Raw genomic sequence first — 15,456 nt, 5'->3', positions numbered from 1 at the left:
GGGAGTAGGGGGGCAAGCGGAGTAGGAGATCGGGGATAACCGTCAATTTCCGAGGGGTAAATAAACGGTCACGAGGGTTTGGTTGGAAGTTGGACTTTCAATCATGAGTTGACCTTGATGGAGTTCGATCAGCTTTTGGACGATGGCTAACCCTAAGCCGGAGCCTTGTTGTTCATAAAGTTTGCGTTCAAACTGCATATGGGCACCAATTTGAGCAATTTGTTGGGCTGTCATGGCTCGTCCGGTGTTTTGAATGGATAAAATAAATTGTTTTCCCTTCACAAATCCTTTGATTTCAATGGGATCTCCTAGAGACGAAAATTTAAGGGCATTATCAACTAATTCTTCCACCACTTTTTTAAGTCGGATTTCTGCCATGGCGATCGGCGCATCTTCTAAATCTAGGCAGATATCTTTCTCCCGTTGAGCTTCTTGTGCTTGCTTGATGATTTGTCCGGTAATTAATGTTTTGGCGGAGTTCGTTTGATATTGACGTAAGATCGTGATCCGTTGAGCTTCGGTACCAATGAGTTCTAATTCAGCATAGATGAGAAAATTCATGATCAACCGATACAACCGTTGACCGGATAAGGAAATTTGCTCAATCATTTCCCGAATTTCTTCGGTATCCATTGAGTCTAATTCAGTCAAAAGAAATTCTGTTGAAGCTAGAATCCCATTGAGAGGGGTTCTTAATTCATGGGGAAGGGAATGGGTGATATTGCTCCGCAGTTCATCTAATTGTTGTTGAGATAATTTTTGAACCGTTGCTTGTTTTTCCAGTCGTGTTGTAATGGCTTTTAACAATTCCACAGGGGTGAAGGGTTTGGTTAAATAATCATCAGCCCCCATGTCCATCCCAGTTCGGATATCGGATTTATCCGCTTTTGCGGTCAAGAAAATAAAGGGAATCATCATGGTTTGTGGTTCTTTTCGTAGTTCTTCGATTACCCCATAACCATCTAATTCTGGCATCATGACATCGCACAAGATTAAATCAGGATGAGACTGCCGAGCAATTTCTAAGCCGATTTTCCCGTTTTCAGCAGACAAGGTTTCAAAATCTTCAAGTTCTAAAAGTTCTACGATATTTTCTCGGATGGATTCTTCATTCTCAATTACTAGAATTTTAGTCATTTTAATATCCTCAGCATTTTCATTTAATTAAAATTGATTAGGAATGAGGTTGAGAAATCTTTAATTGATTTCCACATTTAACTAAATTTAGAAAACCCTCTAAACTCACAGGAGGACTAAATAAATAACCTTGAATTTCATTACACTTAAAATCATTGAGAAGTTCCAACTCTTCTTGAGTTTCAACTCCTTCAGCAATAACTTTTAAGTTTAAAAGATGAGCCATTGAAATTAAAGATTGAGTAATAGCTGCATTGATTTTATTATTATGCAGGTTACGCACAAAACATTGATCGATCTTAAGAATATCAAACGGAAATTTCTGTAAATAGTTTAAAGAAGAATATCCGGTTCCAAAATCATCAATGGCTATTTTGACACCGAGGGCTTTTAAAGCTTGCAATTGTTGGATGGATAATTCCGCATCTCGAATTAATAGACTTTCTGTTAATTCTAATTCTAAATAATCCGGTTCACATCCAGTTGCCATTAGAATTTTCACTAATTTTTGACGTAAATTAGGGGTTCGGAATTGACGACCTGATAGGTTGACCGAGACTCGCAAATTTCCTAATCCTTGGGAACGCCAAGTTTTACTGTGTTTGCAGGCTTGATATAATACCCATTCTCCAATGGGTTCTATCAAGCCTGTTTCTTCAGCAATGGGAATAAATTTCATCGGGGAAATCATACCTTGTTGAGGATGTTTCCAACGCAACAATGCTTCAGCCCCGACGATTTTTCCTGTCTTTAAACTGACTTGGGGTTGATAGTAAATTTGAAATTCTTCTCGTTCTAAAGCATAGCGTAAGGCAACTTCTAAATCAATGCGTTCTGAAAGATCATGCTCTGAGGATGGGCTATAAAAACTATAGTGATTTCCTCCCTGTTCTTTGACCTCATTCATCGCTTGTTTGGCAGCCCGGAGCAGTTGTTGAATCTCCCGGCCATCCTGGGGATAAAATGAAATTCCGGTACTGACCGTAATGAAAACTTCCCGAGCTATTAATACAAAGGGTTCAGAAATAATTTGTTGTAATCTTTCTAGGGTAGTTTGAAGCTGTTTTTTATCTAAAATGGGTTGTAATAAAATTGCAAATTGATCGCCATTGAGATGAGTAACAATATTTTCTGGTCGTAAGCTATTTTTCAGACGTTCACCGATAGCTTTTAATAGTAAATCTCCCGCATCATAATCTAAAATATCATTAATTCGGCTAAATCGATCAATTCCCATACACAGGATAGGAATCATCCCATTATGTTTCCAATTTTCATCTTGTTCTCCCAAGGATGCCAATTGACAGAGAATTTGTTGAAAATATTCTAACAAAGATAAACGGTTCGGTAAACGGGTGGTACTATCTTGATAAGTTAATTGATTGAGTTTGGCTTCAGCTAATTTTAATTGGTTACTATAATGTTCTTTTAAGATGGCGTGTTTTTCTAAACGAATCACAATCGCTTTTAATAATTCTGTAGCGGTGCAAGGTTTGGTGAGATAATCATCCGCCCCAAGCTGCATGGCTTTTCGCACGTCCCCTAAATCGGCTTTAGCGGTTAAGAAGATGAAGGGAATTGTAGCTGTACTGGGATTTTCTTGTAACTTTGTTAGCACCCCATAACCATCTAATTCTGGCATCATCACATCACATAAAATTAAATCTGGTTGATGTTGACAGGCGAGTTTAACGCCGATATTGCCATTTTCAGCATCGAACACCTCAAAGTCTTCAGCTTCGAGAAGTTCGACAATATTATCCCGAATTAAGTTTTCATCTTCAATTACTAGAATTTTAGGCATTTTTATTGTCCTCAAATAAGTTGAGTTTGCGCAGCAGTTTAATGTTATCTGCGGTTAATAAGGCTTGCAATTCGGAAATTTGATTGAGAATATTGAGTTCTCTTTTGCATTCTTCCTGAAGAATTTTTAAGTAATCTTTTTGTTTTAAAGCTAAATGGGGAACTTCAGCAGCATGGGTTGATGCTAAGTTTAACATTTGAATAGCTAAACTAATATTTGACATGGGATCACGCAATTCTTCTGTCACCCGGACTAAGAGTTCTTCGCGGGTTTGACTTAATTGTTCCAGTTCACCAATTTTTTGTTTGAGTGCTTTTGCCCGTTCTCGTTCCTCGTTATATTGAGATGAATACTGTTGTTGTTTTTTCATACGGGCACGAATGGCACTTAACAGTTCGACAGGTGTAAACGGTTTAGTAATATAGTCATCAGCCCCTAATTCCATCCCCAACCTTAAATCTTCTCGTTCAACTTTAGCGGTCATAAAAATAAAAGGAATATGGGCTAGAAGTGGTTGTTTTTGTAATTCTGTCAGAACAGTATAACCATCAATATCCGGCATCATAATATCACAGAGAATTAAATCGGGTTTATAATTCAGTGCTAAATGAATACCTAATTGACCCTCTTCAGCACCGATGGCTTCAAATTTTTCTGCTTGAAGTAAGTCGATGACATTTTGCAGAATCGTGTCCTCATCTTCAATAATTAAAATTTTCATAATAAATTTGATAGATTTTTATCTAGGGGTAATTGTACGGTGAATTCTGTTCCAACTCCGAGTTGACTTTCAATGAGAATCCTTCCTCGATGAGCTTCAACAAAACGTTTAACCAAGCATAAACCGAGTCCAGTACCGGAAATACTTCCCACATTTGAACCTCGATAAAATTTTTCAAATATTTGTTTTTGTTCCGGTTCAGGAATCCCAATTCCTTGATCCTGAACTTTTAAAATGATTTGTTGGTTATCCTGAAAAATCTCCAGCTTGATTATAGCACCTTTCGGTGAATATCTAACCGCATTCGTCAATAATTGGTTTAAAATCACTTTTAGCATATCTTCATCAATGCTAACATCAGGAATGGGACGGGGATTGATGAAAATCAACTGATGATTAAACCCTTCTTGCTCTTGGAATTGAGCAATAATCTTTTGACACAACAAAGAAAGATTAATCAAGCTCGGCTTAAATTCTACTTGTCCGGCTTCAGTTTGTCCGGTTAACAGAATATCTTCTAACAGTTCTGTCATCCGTTTAATCGCTAATTTAATCCGGTTCCGATGGGTTTTATTTTTTTCCTCAGACCATTGATTTCCATATTTTTCTAAGAGTTCTGAAGATAGCAATAGGGTACTCATCGGAGTCCGAAATTCATGGGAAACCCTTGTGACAAATTTAGCCCGTAACTCAGCTAGTTCTCTTGCTTTTTTTAAGGCTTTAAAATTTTCTAGTTCTGCAAATTTTTGATCATAAATATCCCGAAGTTCTGCCAATAAAAGGATAGGCTGATTGCTTTCATCAAGGATGGGTTTGATGGACAACTCAAGAGCAATCATTTGTCCCCATAGGTTTTTTAGATCAACTTCATAGCGAGTTGATTTTCCTTGAGCAGCACTGATAATTGAAACTTTTAATTTCTCTTGAACCTCTGGATACAAATGATGTTTTAGAGCTTCCCATAAAGGTAATCCCACTAAATTTTGATGCTGACTTCCTAAGACTTTGAGAGCCGTTTTATTAATATCTGTAATTTTTCCTTCGGGACTTAATAACCAAATTAACTCAAAGACTTGATCGAAAATAGCTCGAAATCTACGTTCGCTATCTTGTTGTTTTTTTAAGTTATTAAACCGTTCAATGGCATAACGGAGTGATTGCAGGATAACAACCTCATTGATTTGGCTTTTAACTAAATAATCCTGAATTCCTAAATCTAAAGCTCTTTCAATCAAAGTTTGAGTAGGAACTTCAAGAATAACAACCATTGGCAAATTAAAAGCCCATTGTCTTAAGGAGTTTAAGAAGTTAGAATTCCACTCTTGTTTTAGAGATAAATAGACTAAAGCTAAATCACACCAAGGAGAGGAACATTCCTGCCAATCGCCCGGATTTTTCGGAACTAAAATCCAATCTTCTTGGCAAAAACTCTGGAGTGAAAATTGATTAAACCATTCTACATCATCCTGATGTTCATGGAGGAAAAAAATATGATGTTTCATAGAAACATATTACCCTCATCAAAGTAAGAAAATTTGTAACAAAGTTATGGGACATCTGAGTTGTTGGGTACAATTAGGGAGCGTCTGTTCAAATCTTTATCCACTTCCCTTGGGAGGTACAAACGGATAAACAATTCAGCAGTTGATCGCCGAGAAGTCATTTTTCAATTTTCTAACAACTCCTATAGGGTTGCTATTGTTTGACCAATTGAGAAGGCTGAAATCAACAGAATTCGGCTTAGGGTTACTCTCCACTAATTAACTGTCTTAATCTTATTATCAAACCTCAAGGCATGATGAGCCATCCCAAAATTTACTTATCTTCTAGTTCAAGAAGAAACGTGAATTTACGGATGTTTCAACTTAAATTTAACCATAAATATAGAGTATTGATGAACAAAAAGAAAAAAACAACCGTAAAATTACTTAAAAAAAATCGGATTTTCAAGGAAGGTTTATCAGTATATACCGTTTTAAAATCCTAATGGCTCAGTTAAAATAGGATCTAAGGACTTGATACCGTTAACTTTAAAGGGAGTTTGATTCAGCGATCATGGAGCATCATTTTTGTGTATCTTAGTCATTAGAAGCTTTTTAATCTTTAAATTAACCATGATCTGGATGAATGAACTACTCCACCAGTCTGCAACCTTAACCAATTGTGATCGAGAACCCATTCATATTCCAGGGGCGATTCAATCTCATGGTGTTCTCTTTGTTTTATCCAATCCTGACTTCAATATTCTTCAAGTTAGTAATAATACCGACCATTATTTAGGAATTAAACCTGAACAATGTTTAGGAAAATCTCTTTCCTTTCTGCTGTCTTCAGAACAAATCTTGGCGTTACGAGGATGTTTAGAAGAAACCTTTGAACAGGTGAATCCTGTGTCAATTCAGTTAGAAATTCATCAACACATTCAAAGATTTCAAGCCATCATTCACCGTTCTCCTAAAAATGATTTAATTCTCGAATTAGAACCCGGAACTGAAGCGGAAACAAACGTTAATTTTTTTCAATTTTATAAATTAGCAAAAGCTGTGTTGTTGAAAATGCAAAAAACAACAACTCTTTCTCAAATCTGTAACGTTTTGATCCAAGATATTCGCCAAATTACTGGGTTTGATCGGGTCATGATTTATCGGTTTGATGCTGATGGTTCAGGAACGGTGATTGCGGAGGAAAAACGAGACGATTTAGAGCCTTATTTAGGATTACATTATCCTGATTCTGATATTCCGAAGCAAGCTAAACAACTTTATATTCTCAATGAATTACGAATCATTCCTGATGTTAATTATCAACCTGTTCCGATTGTTTCTTTCCCGTCCGACATCCCCGCAGATCCCCTGGATTTAAGCTTGAGTGTTCTCAGAAGTGTGTCTCCCATTCATCGAGAATATTTAAAGAATATGGGGGTTGTGGCTTCTTTCTCGATTTCAATTGTTAAAGATAATCAACTCTGGGGATTAATTGCCTGCCATCATTATAGTCCTAAATTAATTCCCTATAGCTTAAGAGCAGTATGTGAGTTTTTAGGACAATCTATGTCCTTAGAGTTACCTTCTAAAGAAGAAAATGAAAATTTGGATTACAAACTTGATCTCAAGTCTTTACAGTCGAAATTTACTGATATGATTGCGAAGGCAGAAAGTCTTGTTGATGCGTTACTCCAAAATCAAGAGAATCTCCTCAAATTAGTTGGAGCAGAAGGTGCTATTCTTGTTCAAGAAGAACATTTAATTCCGGTGGGGAAAACTCCTAAAATTGCAGAAATAGAACCGTTAATTTTGTGGTTATCTGACCAGTTTAAAAATAATATTTTTGTTACGAATTCGTTATCAGAACTTTATCCTCCGGCTATTCATTTTCAAGATATAGCCAGTGGGTTATTAGCGATTTCTATGACCAAAATTCAACAAAATTTGATTTTATGGTTTCGTCCCGAACAATTACAATATGTTAACTGGGCTGGAAATCCTGAGAAACCTAAAAAAACAGAAGAAGATGGCAGTTTAACGATTTTCCCTCGAAAATCTTTTGAACTGTGGCGAGAAACGGTACTGGGAAAATCTTTACCTTGGCAACTTTTTGAAATTGAAGCCGCCTTAGAAATTAGAAGTGCATTAGTGGGAATTATTTTACGAAAGGCGGATGAACTGGCGGCAATTAATTTAGAATTACAACGGACAAATAGCGAGTTAGATGCCTTTGTCTATATTGCTTCCCATGATTTAAAAGAACCCTTGCGTGGAATCCATAATTATTCGACTTTTTTATTAGAAGATTATAGTGACGTTCTCGATGCAGAAGGAGTCTCTAAACTAGAAACCTTAGTTCGTCTTACGAAACGCATGGAGGATTTAATCAACTCTCTGCTGCATTTTTCTCGCTTAGGTCGGCAGGAATTGAAGCTCAATCCCTTGGATTTGAATGAATTAATTCCCAGTATTATCGAGGTGTTTAGAATGAGTTATCGTGCTGATGAAATTGATATTTCTATTCCGCGTCCTTTACCCTTAATTCGAGGAGATAAAATATTAATTCAAGAAATTCTGACGAATTTAATTAGTAATGGATTGAAATATAATGATCATGAAGTTAAATCTATTGAAATTGGCTATTTAGATCCAGAACCTCGACTGGATCAAGAAGTTGAACCCTTTTTAACGTTTTATATCCGTGATCATGGAATTGGGATTCCTGAAAAACATCATGAAGCCATTTTCCGTATTTTTAAACGCCTTCATGCACCGGGTAAATATGGGGGAGGAACGGGAGCGGGATTAACAATTATTAAAAAAATTATTGAACGACATGGAGGAAGCATCTGGCTAGAATCAATCCCCAAAGAAGGAACAACTTTTTATTTCACCTTACCTTCTTTTTTAACTTAATCAGCACTAAAGAGTTTACCCAGGATATTCAATGTATAATTCTAAAATTATTTTAATTGTTGAGGATAGTGATGAAGATTTTACCGCTTTTAAACGGATTATGCGACAGTTATCCTATTCTAATCCAATTTATCGAGCCATTGATGGGGACGATGCGTTAGCGTATTTATATCATCAAGATGATTATTCCAATCAGGACATTGCACCCGATCCTGATTTAATTATTCTGGATTTGAATTTACCCGGAACGGATGGTCGTGAGGTGATTCACCACATTAAACAAGATCAAAAACTGAAGCGAATTCCAATTATTGTATTAACATCTTCTTCCCATCCTAAAGATGTTGAAACTTGTTATCTGTACGGTGCTAATAGCTATTTATTAAAACCCGTTGGGATGGATGCGTTTAAAGATACTATCAAGAACTTTCTCCATTATTGGTTAGAAGTTTCTTTGCTATTATGAAAAATTAAAATTCCTATTTTCCAGTCCAGAGTTCTTGCTATCCTTTTGTGTCTTTCTAATTTTTGTATTGATCTGCTGAGAAGCTATTTTTATAATCGGGAGGCGGGTGACTCTTAACCCCAATACCGTCCCAAAACCCGCCTCATGTTTACGCGACCCTAACGTAGAATTAAAGCGACTTCTTTGGCAAAATAGGTGAGAATTAAATCCGCACCTGCTCGTTTAATGCTGGTCAAAGTTTCTAACATGACTTTTTTCTCGTCAATCCAACCCATTTGTCCAGCCGCTTTAATCATGGCATATTCCCCACTGACGTTATAGGCAGCCACCGGAAGATCCGTTGCTGACCGCAGCAGATGAATAATATCCAAATACGCTAAAGCCGGTTTCACCATCACAATATCAGCCCCTTCCGATTCATCCAACGCCAATTCTGTTAAGGCTTCTCTGGCGTTCGCCGGATTCATTTGATAGGTTTTCTTATCCCCAAATTTCGGGGCTGAATCCAAAGCATCGCGGAACGGGCCATAATAGGCGGAGGCATATTTAGCGGTATAAGCTAAAATTCCCACTTCAATATATCCGGCTTCATCGAGTCCTTGACGAATGGCCCCAATCCGACCATCCATCATATCAGAAGGAGCCACAATATCAGCCCCGGCTTCCGCATGGGAAAGTGCTTGTTTGACTAAAACTTCAACGGTTTCATCGTTGAGGATTTCTCCCTCATCACTGACAATGCCATCATGACCTTTGCTGGAAAACGGATCAAGGGCAATATCTGTAATAATCATGATTTCAGGAATCGCTTGTTTAATTGCCCGCACGCTACGTTGAATTAAACCATCGGGATTATAACTTTCTGTTCCGGCGTTATCTTTTTTTTCTTCAGCCACTAAGGGAAATAAAGCAATGGCGGGAATGCCTAATTCCCAAGCTTCATTGACTTCTTTTAACAGTAAATCTAAAGTATAGCGATAACTACCGGGCATGGAAGAAACCTCAACTTTTTGGTTTTCTCCTTCCATGACAAATAACGGATAGATTAAGTCATTAGCCGTTAGGTGGGTTTCTTGAACCATGCGACGCAAAGCATCGGTGCGGCGGAGACGGCGAGGACGTTGAACCAGATTTAAGGAATTTCGGTGAGATTGGGATGGCATAAGAAGCTTAGGCTAAAAAATTTTACTAAAGACCAATCATTTATTATCCCATTGGCGTGAGTTGTGAATCTTCCTAAATTGTTAATAAATGTAACAATCTTAAAAAAAAGCCCAACTTTGCCAAGAAGAACAACCGATCTGAAAAATCAGCCTAGAATTAAATAGAGAGAAAAGAAATCTGACGTTAACTGATTTTTAACTTATGATTAACAATCTATATATTAGTGCTATTGAACCTAATAGTGGTAAATCCATGATTCTGTTAGGAATCATGGAATTACTCTCCAAACGCATTCGACGGTTAGGATTTTTCCGTCCTATGATTCATGCAGGAACTCAACCGGATAATGATATTGAACTGATTTCTAGTCGCTATCATTTAGAGTTTCCTTATGACGCTTATTATGGAGTCACCCATGAAGAAACCCGGATGTTAGTTGCAGAAGGACAACTTGAAGAAATCCTCAAGCGCATTATTGAAAAATATAAAGCGTTAGAAGAACAATGTGATTTTATTATTTGTGAAGGAACAGATTTTACAGATATTATTTCTGCCTTTGAGTTTAACCTCAATGCTGAAATAGCTAATCAATTAGCTGCTCCCATTTTATTAGTTGCTAATGGACAAGGAAAAACCATAAAAGAACTAATTAGTAGTGTTAAAAGTGAACGAGAAGCTTTTATTGAACAGGGATGCAGCTTAGTTGCAACCATGGTTAATCGCATTCCTTTAGATCAATTTCAATCTGTTACTGATCAACTAGAACATCTGTGGTCGTATGATGATCCGGTGTTTTTCTTACCTGAAATTGAAGACTTAAGCAAACCAACCGTTGGAGAAATTACCACCGCCGTTGACGCTCAATTAATTCATGGTGATCCCGAACAATTAAAACAAGAAGTGCTATCCTTTAAAGTGGCAGCCATGCACGTTCCGAATTTTTTATATCATCTTCGAGAAGGCAGTTTAATTATTACTCCAGGTGATCGCGCTGATATTATTTTAGCTTGTTTAGCCTCCACATTTTCAGAAAATTACCCTAATATTGCCGGAATTCTTTTAACCGGAGGCTTAGAACTTGCGCCTTCTCTGTATGATCTCATTAGAGGTTTTAAAAAATGGACGATTCCCATTTTAGCAGTTGAAACCGATACCTACAATACCGCCACAAAAATTAACCAAGTTCACTCCAAAATCACCCCGGATAACGAGCGAAAAATTGCATCTGCGTTAGGAGGATTTGAAAATTATATTGATACGTCCAAAATCGAAAAACGGATTTCCTTACCTCGGTCTTCCCGCATTACTCCCATTATGTTCGAGTATAAATTGGTCGCACAAGCAAAAAAACAACGTCAACATATTGTCTTACCCGAAGGAACAGAAGAACGGATTTTAAAAGCCAGTGAAATTTTATTACGGCGTGGAGTTGTTGATATTACTCTATTAGGAAATCCCGATGAAATTCGAGAAAAAGCAACTTCCTTTGGTTTAAAACTCGATGGAATTAATATTGTTAATCCCATGACCTCCCAATGGTATGAAGACTATGCTCAAACCTATTATGAACTGCGAAAACATAAAGGAATTACAGAAGATTATGCACGAGATGTCATGCACGATGTTAGCTATTTTGGTACAATGATGGTTTATAAAGGTATGGCAGATGGCATGGTTTCGGGTGCGGTTCATACCACTGGACATACGATTCGTCCCGCCTTAGAATTTATTAAAACTCAGCCCGGATGTTCGATTGTTTCCAGTGTGTTTTTAATGTGTTTAGAAGATCGGGTATTAGTATATGGAGATTGTGCTGTCAATCCCAATCCTAACCCTCAACAATTAGCCGATATTGCTATTAGTTCTGCCTTAACCGCCCAACAATTTGGAGTTCAACCTTTAGTGGCGATGTTATCTTATTCTACCGGAGAATCGGGTCAAGGTGAAGATGTGGATAAAGTTCGAGAAGCCACGATTCTAGCGCGTCAATTACGCCCCGATTTAAAAATAGAAGGCCCGATTCAATATGATGCGGCGGTTGATGAAAATGTCGCTAAAACTAAACTCCCTGGAAGTGAAGTAGCTGGACACGCAACGGTGTTTATTTTCCCTGATTTAAACACCGGAAATAATACTTACAAAGCTGTACAACGGTCGGCGGATGCGATCGCGATTGGCCCGGTTTTACAAGGATTAAATAAACCCGTCAATGATTTAAGTCGAGGTTGTACCATTCCCGATATTGTCAATACCGTTGCGATTACAGCGATTCAAGCCCAGGGAATGAATAGACATTAAGCCGTTCACTTTTTAGGATTTAAAGGGAACATCTGAGTTTATTCTTGAAGTCTTAAAAGAGGAATGAACTGCCTTTTAATATCCTATAATTAAAGGAATGCAATTGATCGATATCCTCAAAGCTCAAAATGAATCTAACTGAAATCATTAAAATTTTAGGTGAACCCTATTTTCAATCTAATCAATGCTTAATCTATAATTTAGATTGCCTAGAAGCATTAAAAAAGATTCCTGCGGATAGTTTCCCATTAACGATCACAAGTCCTCCTTATAATATTGGGAAAGAATATGAAGAATGTTTGCCTTTAAATCAATATTTAAGTTGGTGTGTTGAATGGATTCAAGAAATTTATCGACTGACCAATCCTAATGGTGCATTTTGGTTAAATTTAGGTTATACTTCGATTCCGGGTGTTGCGAAAGCTATTCCAATTCCTTATCTGCTATGGGATAAAATACCATTTTATCTCATCCAAGAAATCGTTTGGAATTACGCCGCAGGAGTCGCTGGAAAAAAGTTTTTTTCGCCTAGAAATGAAAAAATTCTTTGGTATGTAAAAGACCCTAACAATTATATTTTTAATTTAGATGAAATTCGAGATCCTAATGTTAAATACCCAAATCAAAAGAAAAATGGTAAAATCAAAGTTAATCCCCTCGGCAAAAATCCAACGGATGTTTGGTCATTTCCTAAAGTAACATCCGGGAAAAATCGTGCTTCTAAAGAACGAACTTCCCATCCTGCTCAATTTCCCATTGCGGTTATTGATCGTATTATTAAAGCCTCTTCTAACCCTGGAGATTTAATTCTAGATCCTTTTTTGGGTTCTGGAACAACTGCGATCGCTGCTTTAACTTTAAATCGTTCGGTAGTTGGTTTTGAAATTAAACCCGAATATTGCGAAATTGCCACTCAACGAATAAAAAATCATTTAGAAACCATGAATATCATACAACCCTCATTATTTCCTCTCCTGTACACTTGAAATCTTAATGATATAAATTTTATTCTAAATCCTCAAGCTTGTGTTTAAAATCTAGCAATTTTTTATTGTTTCCTTGATAGTTTTTCAACTCTCTAACAGTCTTAATTCCTTCCGCTTCAAATGTTTTTGCTGTCTTTTTACCAACGCCTTTAAGCAGTGAGACTGGAGTATTTAATCGATATTCTCCAGCAATAGGGATTAACTTATAGGTGTAAGTTTCTTCACTTAAACCTGCCGCTTGACCTGTTTGCGATAATTGTGCGTTCCAATCTGAGTGATCAATCCAACCAAATCTGATTAAGTTAATCATCCGATCATAAAAATTAACCGTAATATAATAACCCGATTTTTCTTTTTTAGCTAAATCAGGATTTTCCCCTGACTTTCCATAACTGCGATTTCCAAAAATTTTTAACCCCAGTTGACCTGATGTTTTGATCTCAATAGAGTACAATTGATTGGGTATATAAACTAAATCTTTTTCTTCTTTACTAACACCACCTCTCCAAACTTGGGGTTCTCTCATTTGTAGTTCTTTTGCGAATAACTTTTCAAAGAAGTAACCAACAACCATAGCAGGAACATCTAAACTATAAAGTGGAATTGCTAATTCACCATCCCCGACAGTTGTTTGCCATAAAATATCCCAACTTTTCAACGAAATTTCTCGAATTGTTTCTAAAGGAAGTGGATGATTTTCAATTAACTCTTGTGTTTTGGCTTTCCATTCCTCAATGCTTAAACCGCTATAGGGCGAAGTCATTAAACTCATTACTCCTGATCTGACACTTATCCAATATTTCAACTCAGAACCTATTATGAAGAAGGTGCCACCGTTTGAACTAAAATTTGATTGCGATTCGGATCACCAATCCCTGGACGACGGCCATCAATATGAGGTTGAATTAATTCAGGTAAAGTATCAGGAGAACCCCATTGATTGACTAATTGTTGTAATAACAAATCCTGGTCAGCCCTTAACCCATCTAAATCAGTACCGCGATTAATAATCGCAAACCAAACTAAACCTCGATCACGAGTCGGTACCACTCCCGCTAATGCACTAACATCAAATAAAGTTCCTGTTTTAACCGGAGAAGAAACCGGAATTTTTCGATCTTCTAAAGTTCCTTGGGTGTCAATTCCCGCAATCGGAAATAAATCCGCAATCGTTAGATTTGTGTCTTGTAAAGATCGAGCTAATGCCATGAACATTCCAACAGCAGCCCTCGGAGAAATTTGATTTTCAGGTTCTAATCCTGAACCATTAATTAAGCGAATTTCATCCATAGGAACTCCAGCCGCTTGTGATGCTAATTGTCTAACCATTGCCGCCCCCCCAACATTAGCGGCTAAAATTTCAGCCATCGGATTATTACTATAAATATTCATTTGTTTAATAATTTCAACTAAGGCTAAAGATTGATGGCGAATAATCGGTGTTGAATTCACTATCCCGGCTTGAGGAATCACGGTTCCTGAAATCACAATTTGAGGTTTAGCTGTTCCCGGTGTCATCTGAGAATGTTGGTTAATAATTTCTTCAGTCCAAGAACTAGAATTGAACGCTTGTTTCAAGAATTCACCCACTTTAAGCGGTTCAACTTCATAATTCATATAGAAACGACCCGCAATAATTAAATTCCCCGCAACCCCTCGAATTCCCATTTGATTTAACGTATTTCCCAGGGCGATCGCTTCTTCCCAAATAAAAAACGGATCACCATTTCCTGTCATCACTAAATCTCCCTGCACCACACCGCCAATAATCGGCCCAGTCACCCCTAAAATCGTCTCAAACCGATGTTCAGGAAGCCAAACCTGTAAAGAAGCCAAAGAGGTCGCTACCTTGGTCAGAGAAGCCGCAGGTAGAGGAGTTGTCTCGGAATTTTTAGCCAAGGGAACCCAACTCGACTGAAGCCATACCCCCTGGACATTGGGTGACAGTCCCTTGGTCGATAAGCGATTCAAATATTGCTGCACCACCGCCTCTGCCATTGGATCAGGCTGTTGCGGAAACACCAACTGCGATAACTCCGTTTCTAAATTCTTCCCGAAAGAGCCATTCAGTCCAGCCTGCTCTACTCCAGCCATTTCTAACCACAAACTCACTAATCCAGAGCTTAGAATGTCAATCATATTTGAATCACTAAAAATATCAAACCAACCCAATAGAAAGGATAAAGTAGAATTGGCTCAATTGTGCCAACGCTTAACCCTCAACGGTCAATCCTCAATATCTGAAATCGAATGAAGTTTTGTGACAAAATTAACACAATTTCTCGATCGTCATCAGAAGCGTTCGTAGGAAGTGATGACAATTAACCCGAAGTTTGACAGGAATCACTTGTAAATTACTTGCTTATTCCTATACTAACTAGCATGGTGCTAAAACACAAATATCCCTAACCGGATCTTACTTCTTCTGCTTGTCAATGCCCATGATTAAATTCTTCTTTAGGTCTGACCTAAAACCATAG

Annotated in this window: 11 protein-coding genes; 4 read left to right on the top strand and 7 right to left on the bottom strand. The window is 37.5% G+C overall.

Annotation, left to right across the window (positions count from 1 at the left end):
• Positions 1-42 precede the first annotated feature (42 nt).
• The 4 genes from ACKPEB_RS10870 to ACKPEB_RS10855 are packed head-to-tail and all read right to left on the bottom strand — an operon-like array spanning position 43 to position 5,164.
• Positions 43-1,137 (bottom strand): response regulator, encoded by a 1,095-nt coding sequence (locus ACKPEB_RS10870; RefSeq protein ID WP_408964906.1) that lies wholly within the window; start codon positions 1,135-1,137, stop codon positions 43-45.
• Positions 1,138-1,174: 37 nt separating this feature from the next.
• On the bottom strand, positions 1,175-2,941 hold the full coding sequence (locus ACKPEB_RS10865; protein ID WP_408964905.1) for an EAL domain-containing protein: 1,767 nt from the start codon (positions 2,939-2,941) through the stop codon (positions 1,175-1,177).
• Positions 2,934-3,662, bottom strand: coding sequence for a response regulator (locus ACKPEB_RS10860; RefSeq protein WP_408964904.1), 729 nt, complete (start codon positions 3,660-3,662; stop codon positions 2,934-2,936). The genes ACKPEB_RS10865 and ACKPEB_RS10860 overlap by 8 nt, the downstream gene beginning before the upstream one ends.
• The gene (locus tag ACKPEB_RS10855) at positions 3,659-5,164 is read right to left on the bottom strand and encodes an ATP-binding protein (protein WP_408964903.1); all 1,506 of its coding nucleotides are present in this window, start codon (positions 5,162-5,164) and stop codon (positions 3,659-3,661) included. The genes ACKPEB_RS10860 and ACKPEB_RS10855 overlap by 4 nt, the downstream gene beginning before the upstream one ends.
• Before the next feature lie 612 nt (positions 5,165-5,776).
• On the opposite strand from ACKPEB_RS10855, the gene ACKPEB_RS10850 reads away from it, so the two are divergent.
• Positions 5,777-8,062: an ATP-binding protein gene (locus ACKPEB_RS10850; protein WP_408964902.1), complete on the top strand. Its 2,286-nt coding sequence runs from the start codon at positions 5,777-5,779 to the stop codon at positions 8,060-8,062.
• 31 nt (positions 8,063-8,093) lie between these two features.
• Entirely contained in the window at positions 8,094-8,528 is a 435-nt protein-coding gene (locus ACKPEB_RS10845; RefSeq protein WP_408964901.1) for a response regulator, read from the top strand.
• A gap of 158 nt (positions 8,529-8,686) precedes the next feature.
• On the opposite strand, the gene hemB is transcribed toward ACKPEB_RS10845, so the two are convergent.
• Positions 8,687-9,691, bottom strand: coding sequence for a porphobilinogen synthase (gene hemB / locus ACKPEB_RS10840; protein ID WP_408964899.1), 1,005 nt, complete (start codon positions 9,689-9,691; stop codon positions 8,687-8,689).
• Positions 9,692-9,893: 202 nt separating this feature from the next.
• On the opposite strand from hemB, the gene pta reads away from it, so the two are divergent.
• Together pta and ACKPEB_RS10830 are read left to right on the top strand one after the other, a co-directional pair.
• On the top strand, positions 9,894-11,990 hold the full coding sequence (gene pta / locus ACKPEB_RS10835) for a phosphate acetyltransferase (protein WP_408964898.1): 2,097 nt from the start codon (positions 9,894-9,896) through the stop codon (positions 11,988-11,990).
• A gap of 128 nt (positions 11,991-12,118) precedes the next feature.
• Positions 12,119-12,976 carry a DNA-methyltransferase gene (locus ACKPEB_RS10830; protein WP_408964897.1) on the top strand — a complete coding sequence of 286 codons (858 nt, stop codon included), beginning with the start codon at positions 12,119-12,121 and terminating at the stop codon, positions 12,974-12,976.
• A gap of 19 nt (positions 12,977-12,995) precedes the next feature.
• Here ACKPEB_RS10830 and ACKPEB_RS10825 read toward each other — a convergent pair whose 3' ends face one another.
• Both ACKPEB_RS10825 and ACKPEB_RS10820 read right to left on the bottom strand, forming a co-directional pair.
• On the bottom strand, positions 12,996-13,748 hold the full coding sequence (locus ACKPEB_RS10825) for a ScaI family restriction endonuclease (RefSeq protein WP_408967577.1): 753 nt from the start codon (positions 13,746-13,748) through the stop codon (positions 12,996-12,998).
• Positions 13,749-13,792: 44 nt separating this feature from the next.
• Positions 13,793-15,115, bottom strand: coding sequence for a D-alanyl-D-alanine carboxypeptidase (locus tag ACKPEB_RS10820; RefSeq protein WP_408964895.1), 1,323 nt, complete (start codon positions 15,113-15,115; stop codon positions 13,793-13,795).
• Between the last annotated feature and the right edge of the window lie 341 nt (positions 15,116-15,456).

The sequence above is a fragment of the Planktothrix sp. genome (genome assembly GCF_046067725.1).
Classification (GTDB): Bacteria; Cyanobacteriota; Cyanobacteriia; order Cyanobacteriales; family Microcoleaceae; genus Planktothrix.
Note: the sequence above shows the minus strand (reverse complement) of the source record. Positions and strands in the feature narration are given on the sequence as shown.

What these genes read in the sequence shown, in the direction of transcription:
- ACKPEB_RS10850 (WP_408964902.1), top strand. Translation starts at nt 5,777, where the DNA reads ATGATCTGGATGAATGAACTACTCCACCAGTCTGCAACCTTAACCAAT.
- ACKPEB_RS10845 (WP_408964901.1), top strand. Translation starts at nt 8,094, where the DNA reads ATGTATAATTCTAAAATTATTTTAATTGTTGAGGATAGTGATGAAGAT.
- ACKPEB_RS10870 (WP_408964906.1), bottom strand. Translation starts at nt 1,137, where the DNA reads ATGACTAAAATTCTAGTAATTGAGAATGAAGAATCCATCCGAGAAAAT.
- ACKPEB_RS10860 (WP_408964904.1), bottom strand. Translation starts at nt 3,662, where the DNA reads ATGAAAATTTTAATTATTGAAGATGAGGACACGATTCTGCAAAATGTC.
- ACKPEB_RS10825 (WP_408967577.1), bottom strand. Translation starts at nt 13,748, where the DNA reads ATGAGTTTAATGACTTCGCCCTATAGCGGTTTAAGCATTGAGGAATGG.
- hemB (WP_408964899.1), bottom strand. Translation starts at nt 9,691, where the DNA reads ATGCCATCCCAATCTCACCGAAATTCCTTAAATCTGGTTCAACGTCCT.
- ACKPEB_RS10855 (WP_408964903.1), bottom strand. Translation starts at nt 5,164, where the DNA reads ATGAAACATCATATTTTTTTCCTCCATGAACATCAGGATGATGTAGAA.
- ACKPEB_RS10820 (WP_408964895.1), bottom strand. Translation starts at nt 15,115, where the DNA reads ATGATTGACATTCTAAGCTCTGGATTAGTGAGTTTGTGGTTAGAAATG.
- ACKPEB_RS10865 (WP_408964905.1), bottom strand. Translation starts at nt 2,941, where the DNA reads ATGCCTAAAATTCTAGTAATTGAAGATGAAAACTTAATTCGGGATAAT.
- pta (WP_408964898.1), top strand. Translation starts at nt 9,894, where the DNA reads ATGATTAACAATCTATATATTAGTGCTATTGAACCTAATAGTGGTAAA.
- ACKPEB_RS10830 (WP_408964897.1), top strand. Translation starts at nt 12,119, where the DNA reads ATGAATCTAACTGAAATCATTAAAATTTTAGGTGAACCCTATTTTCAA.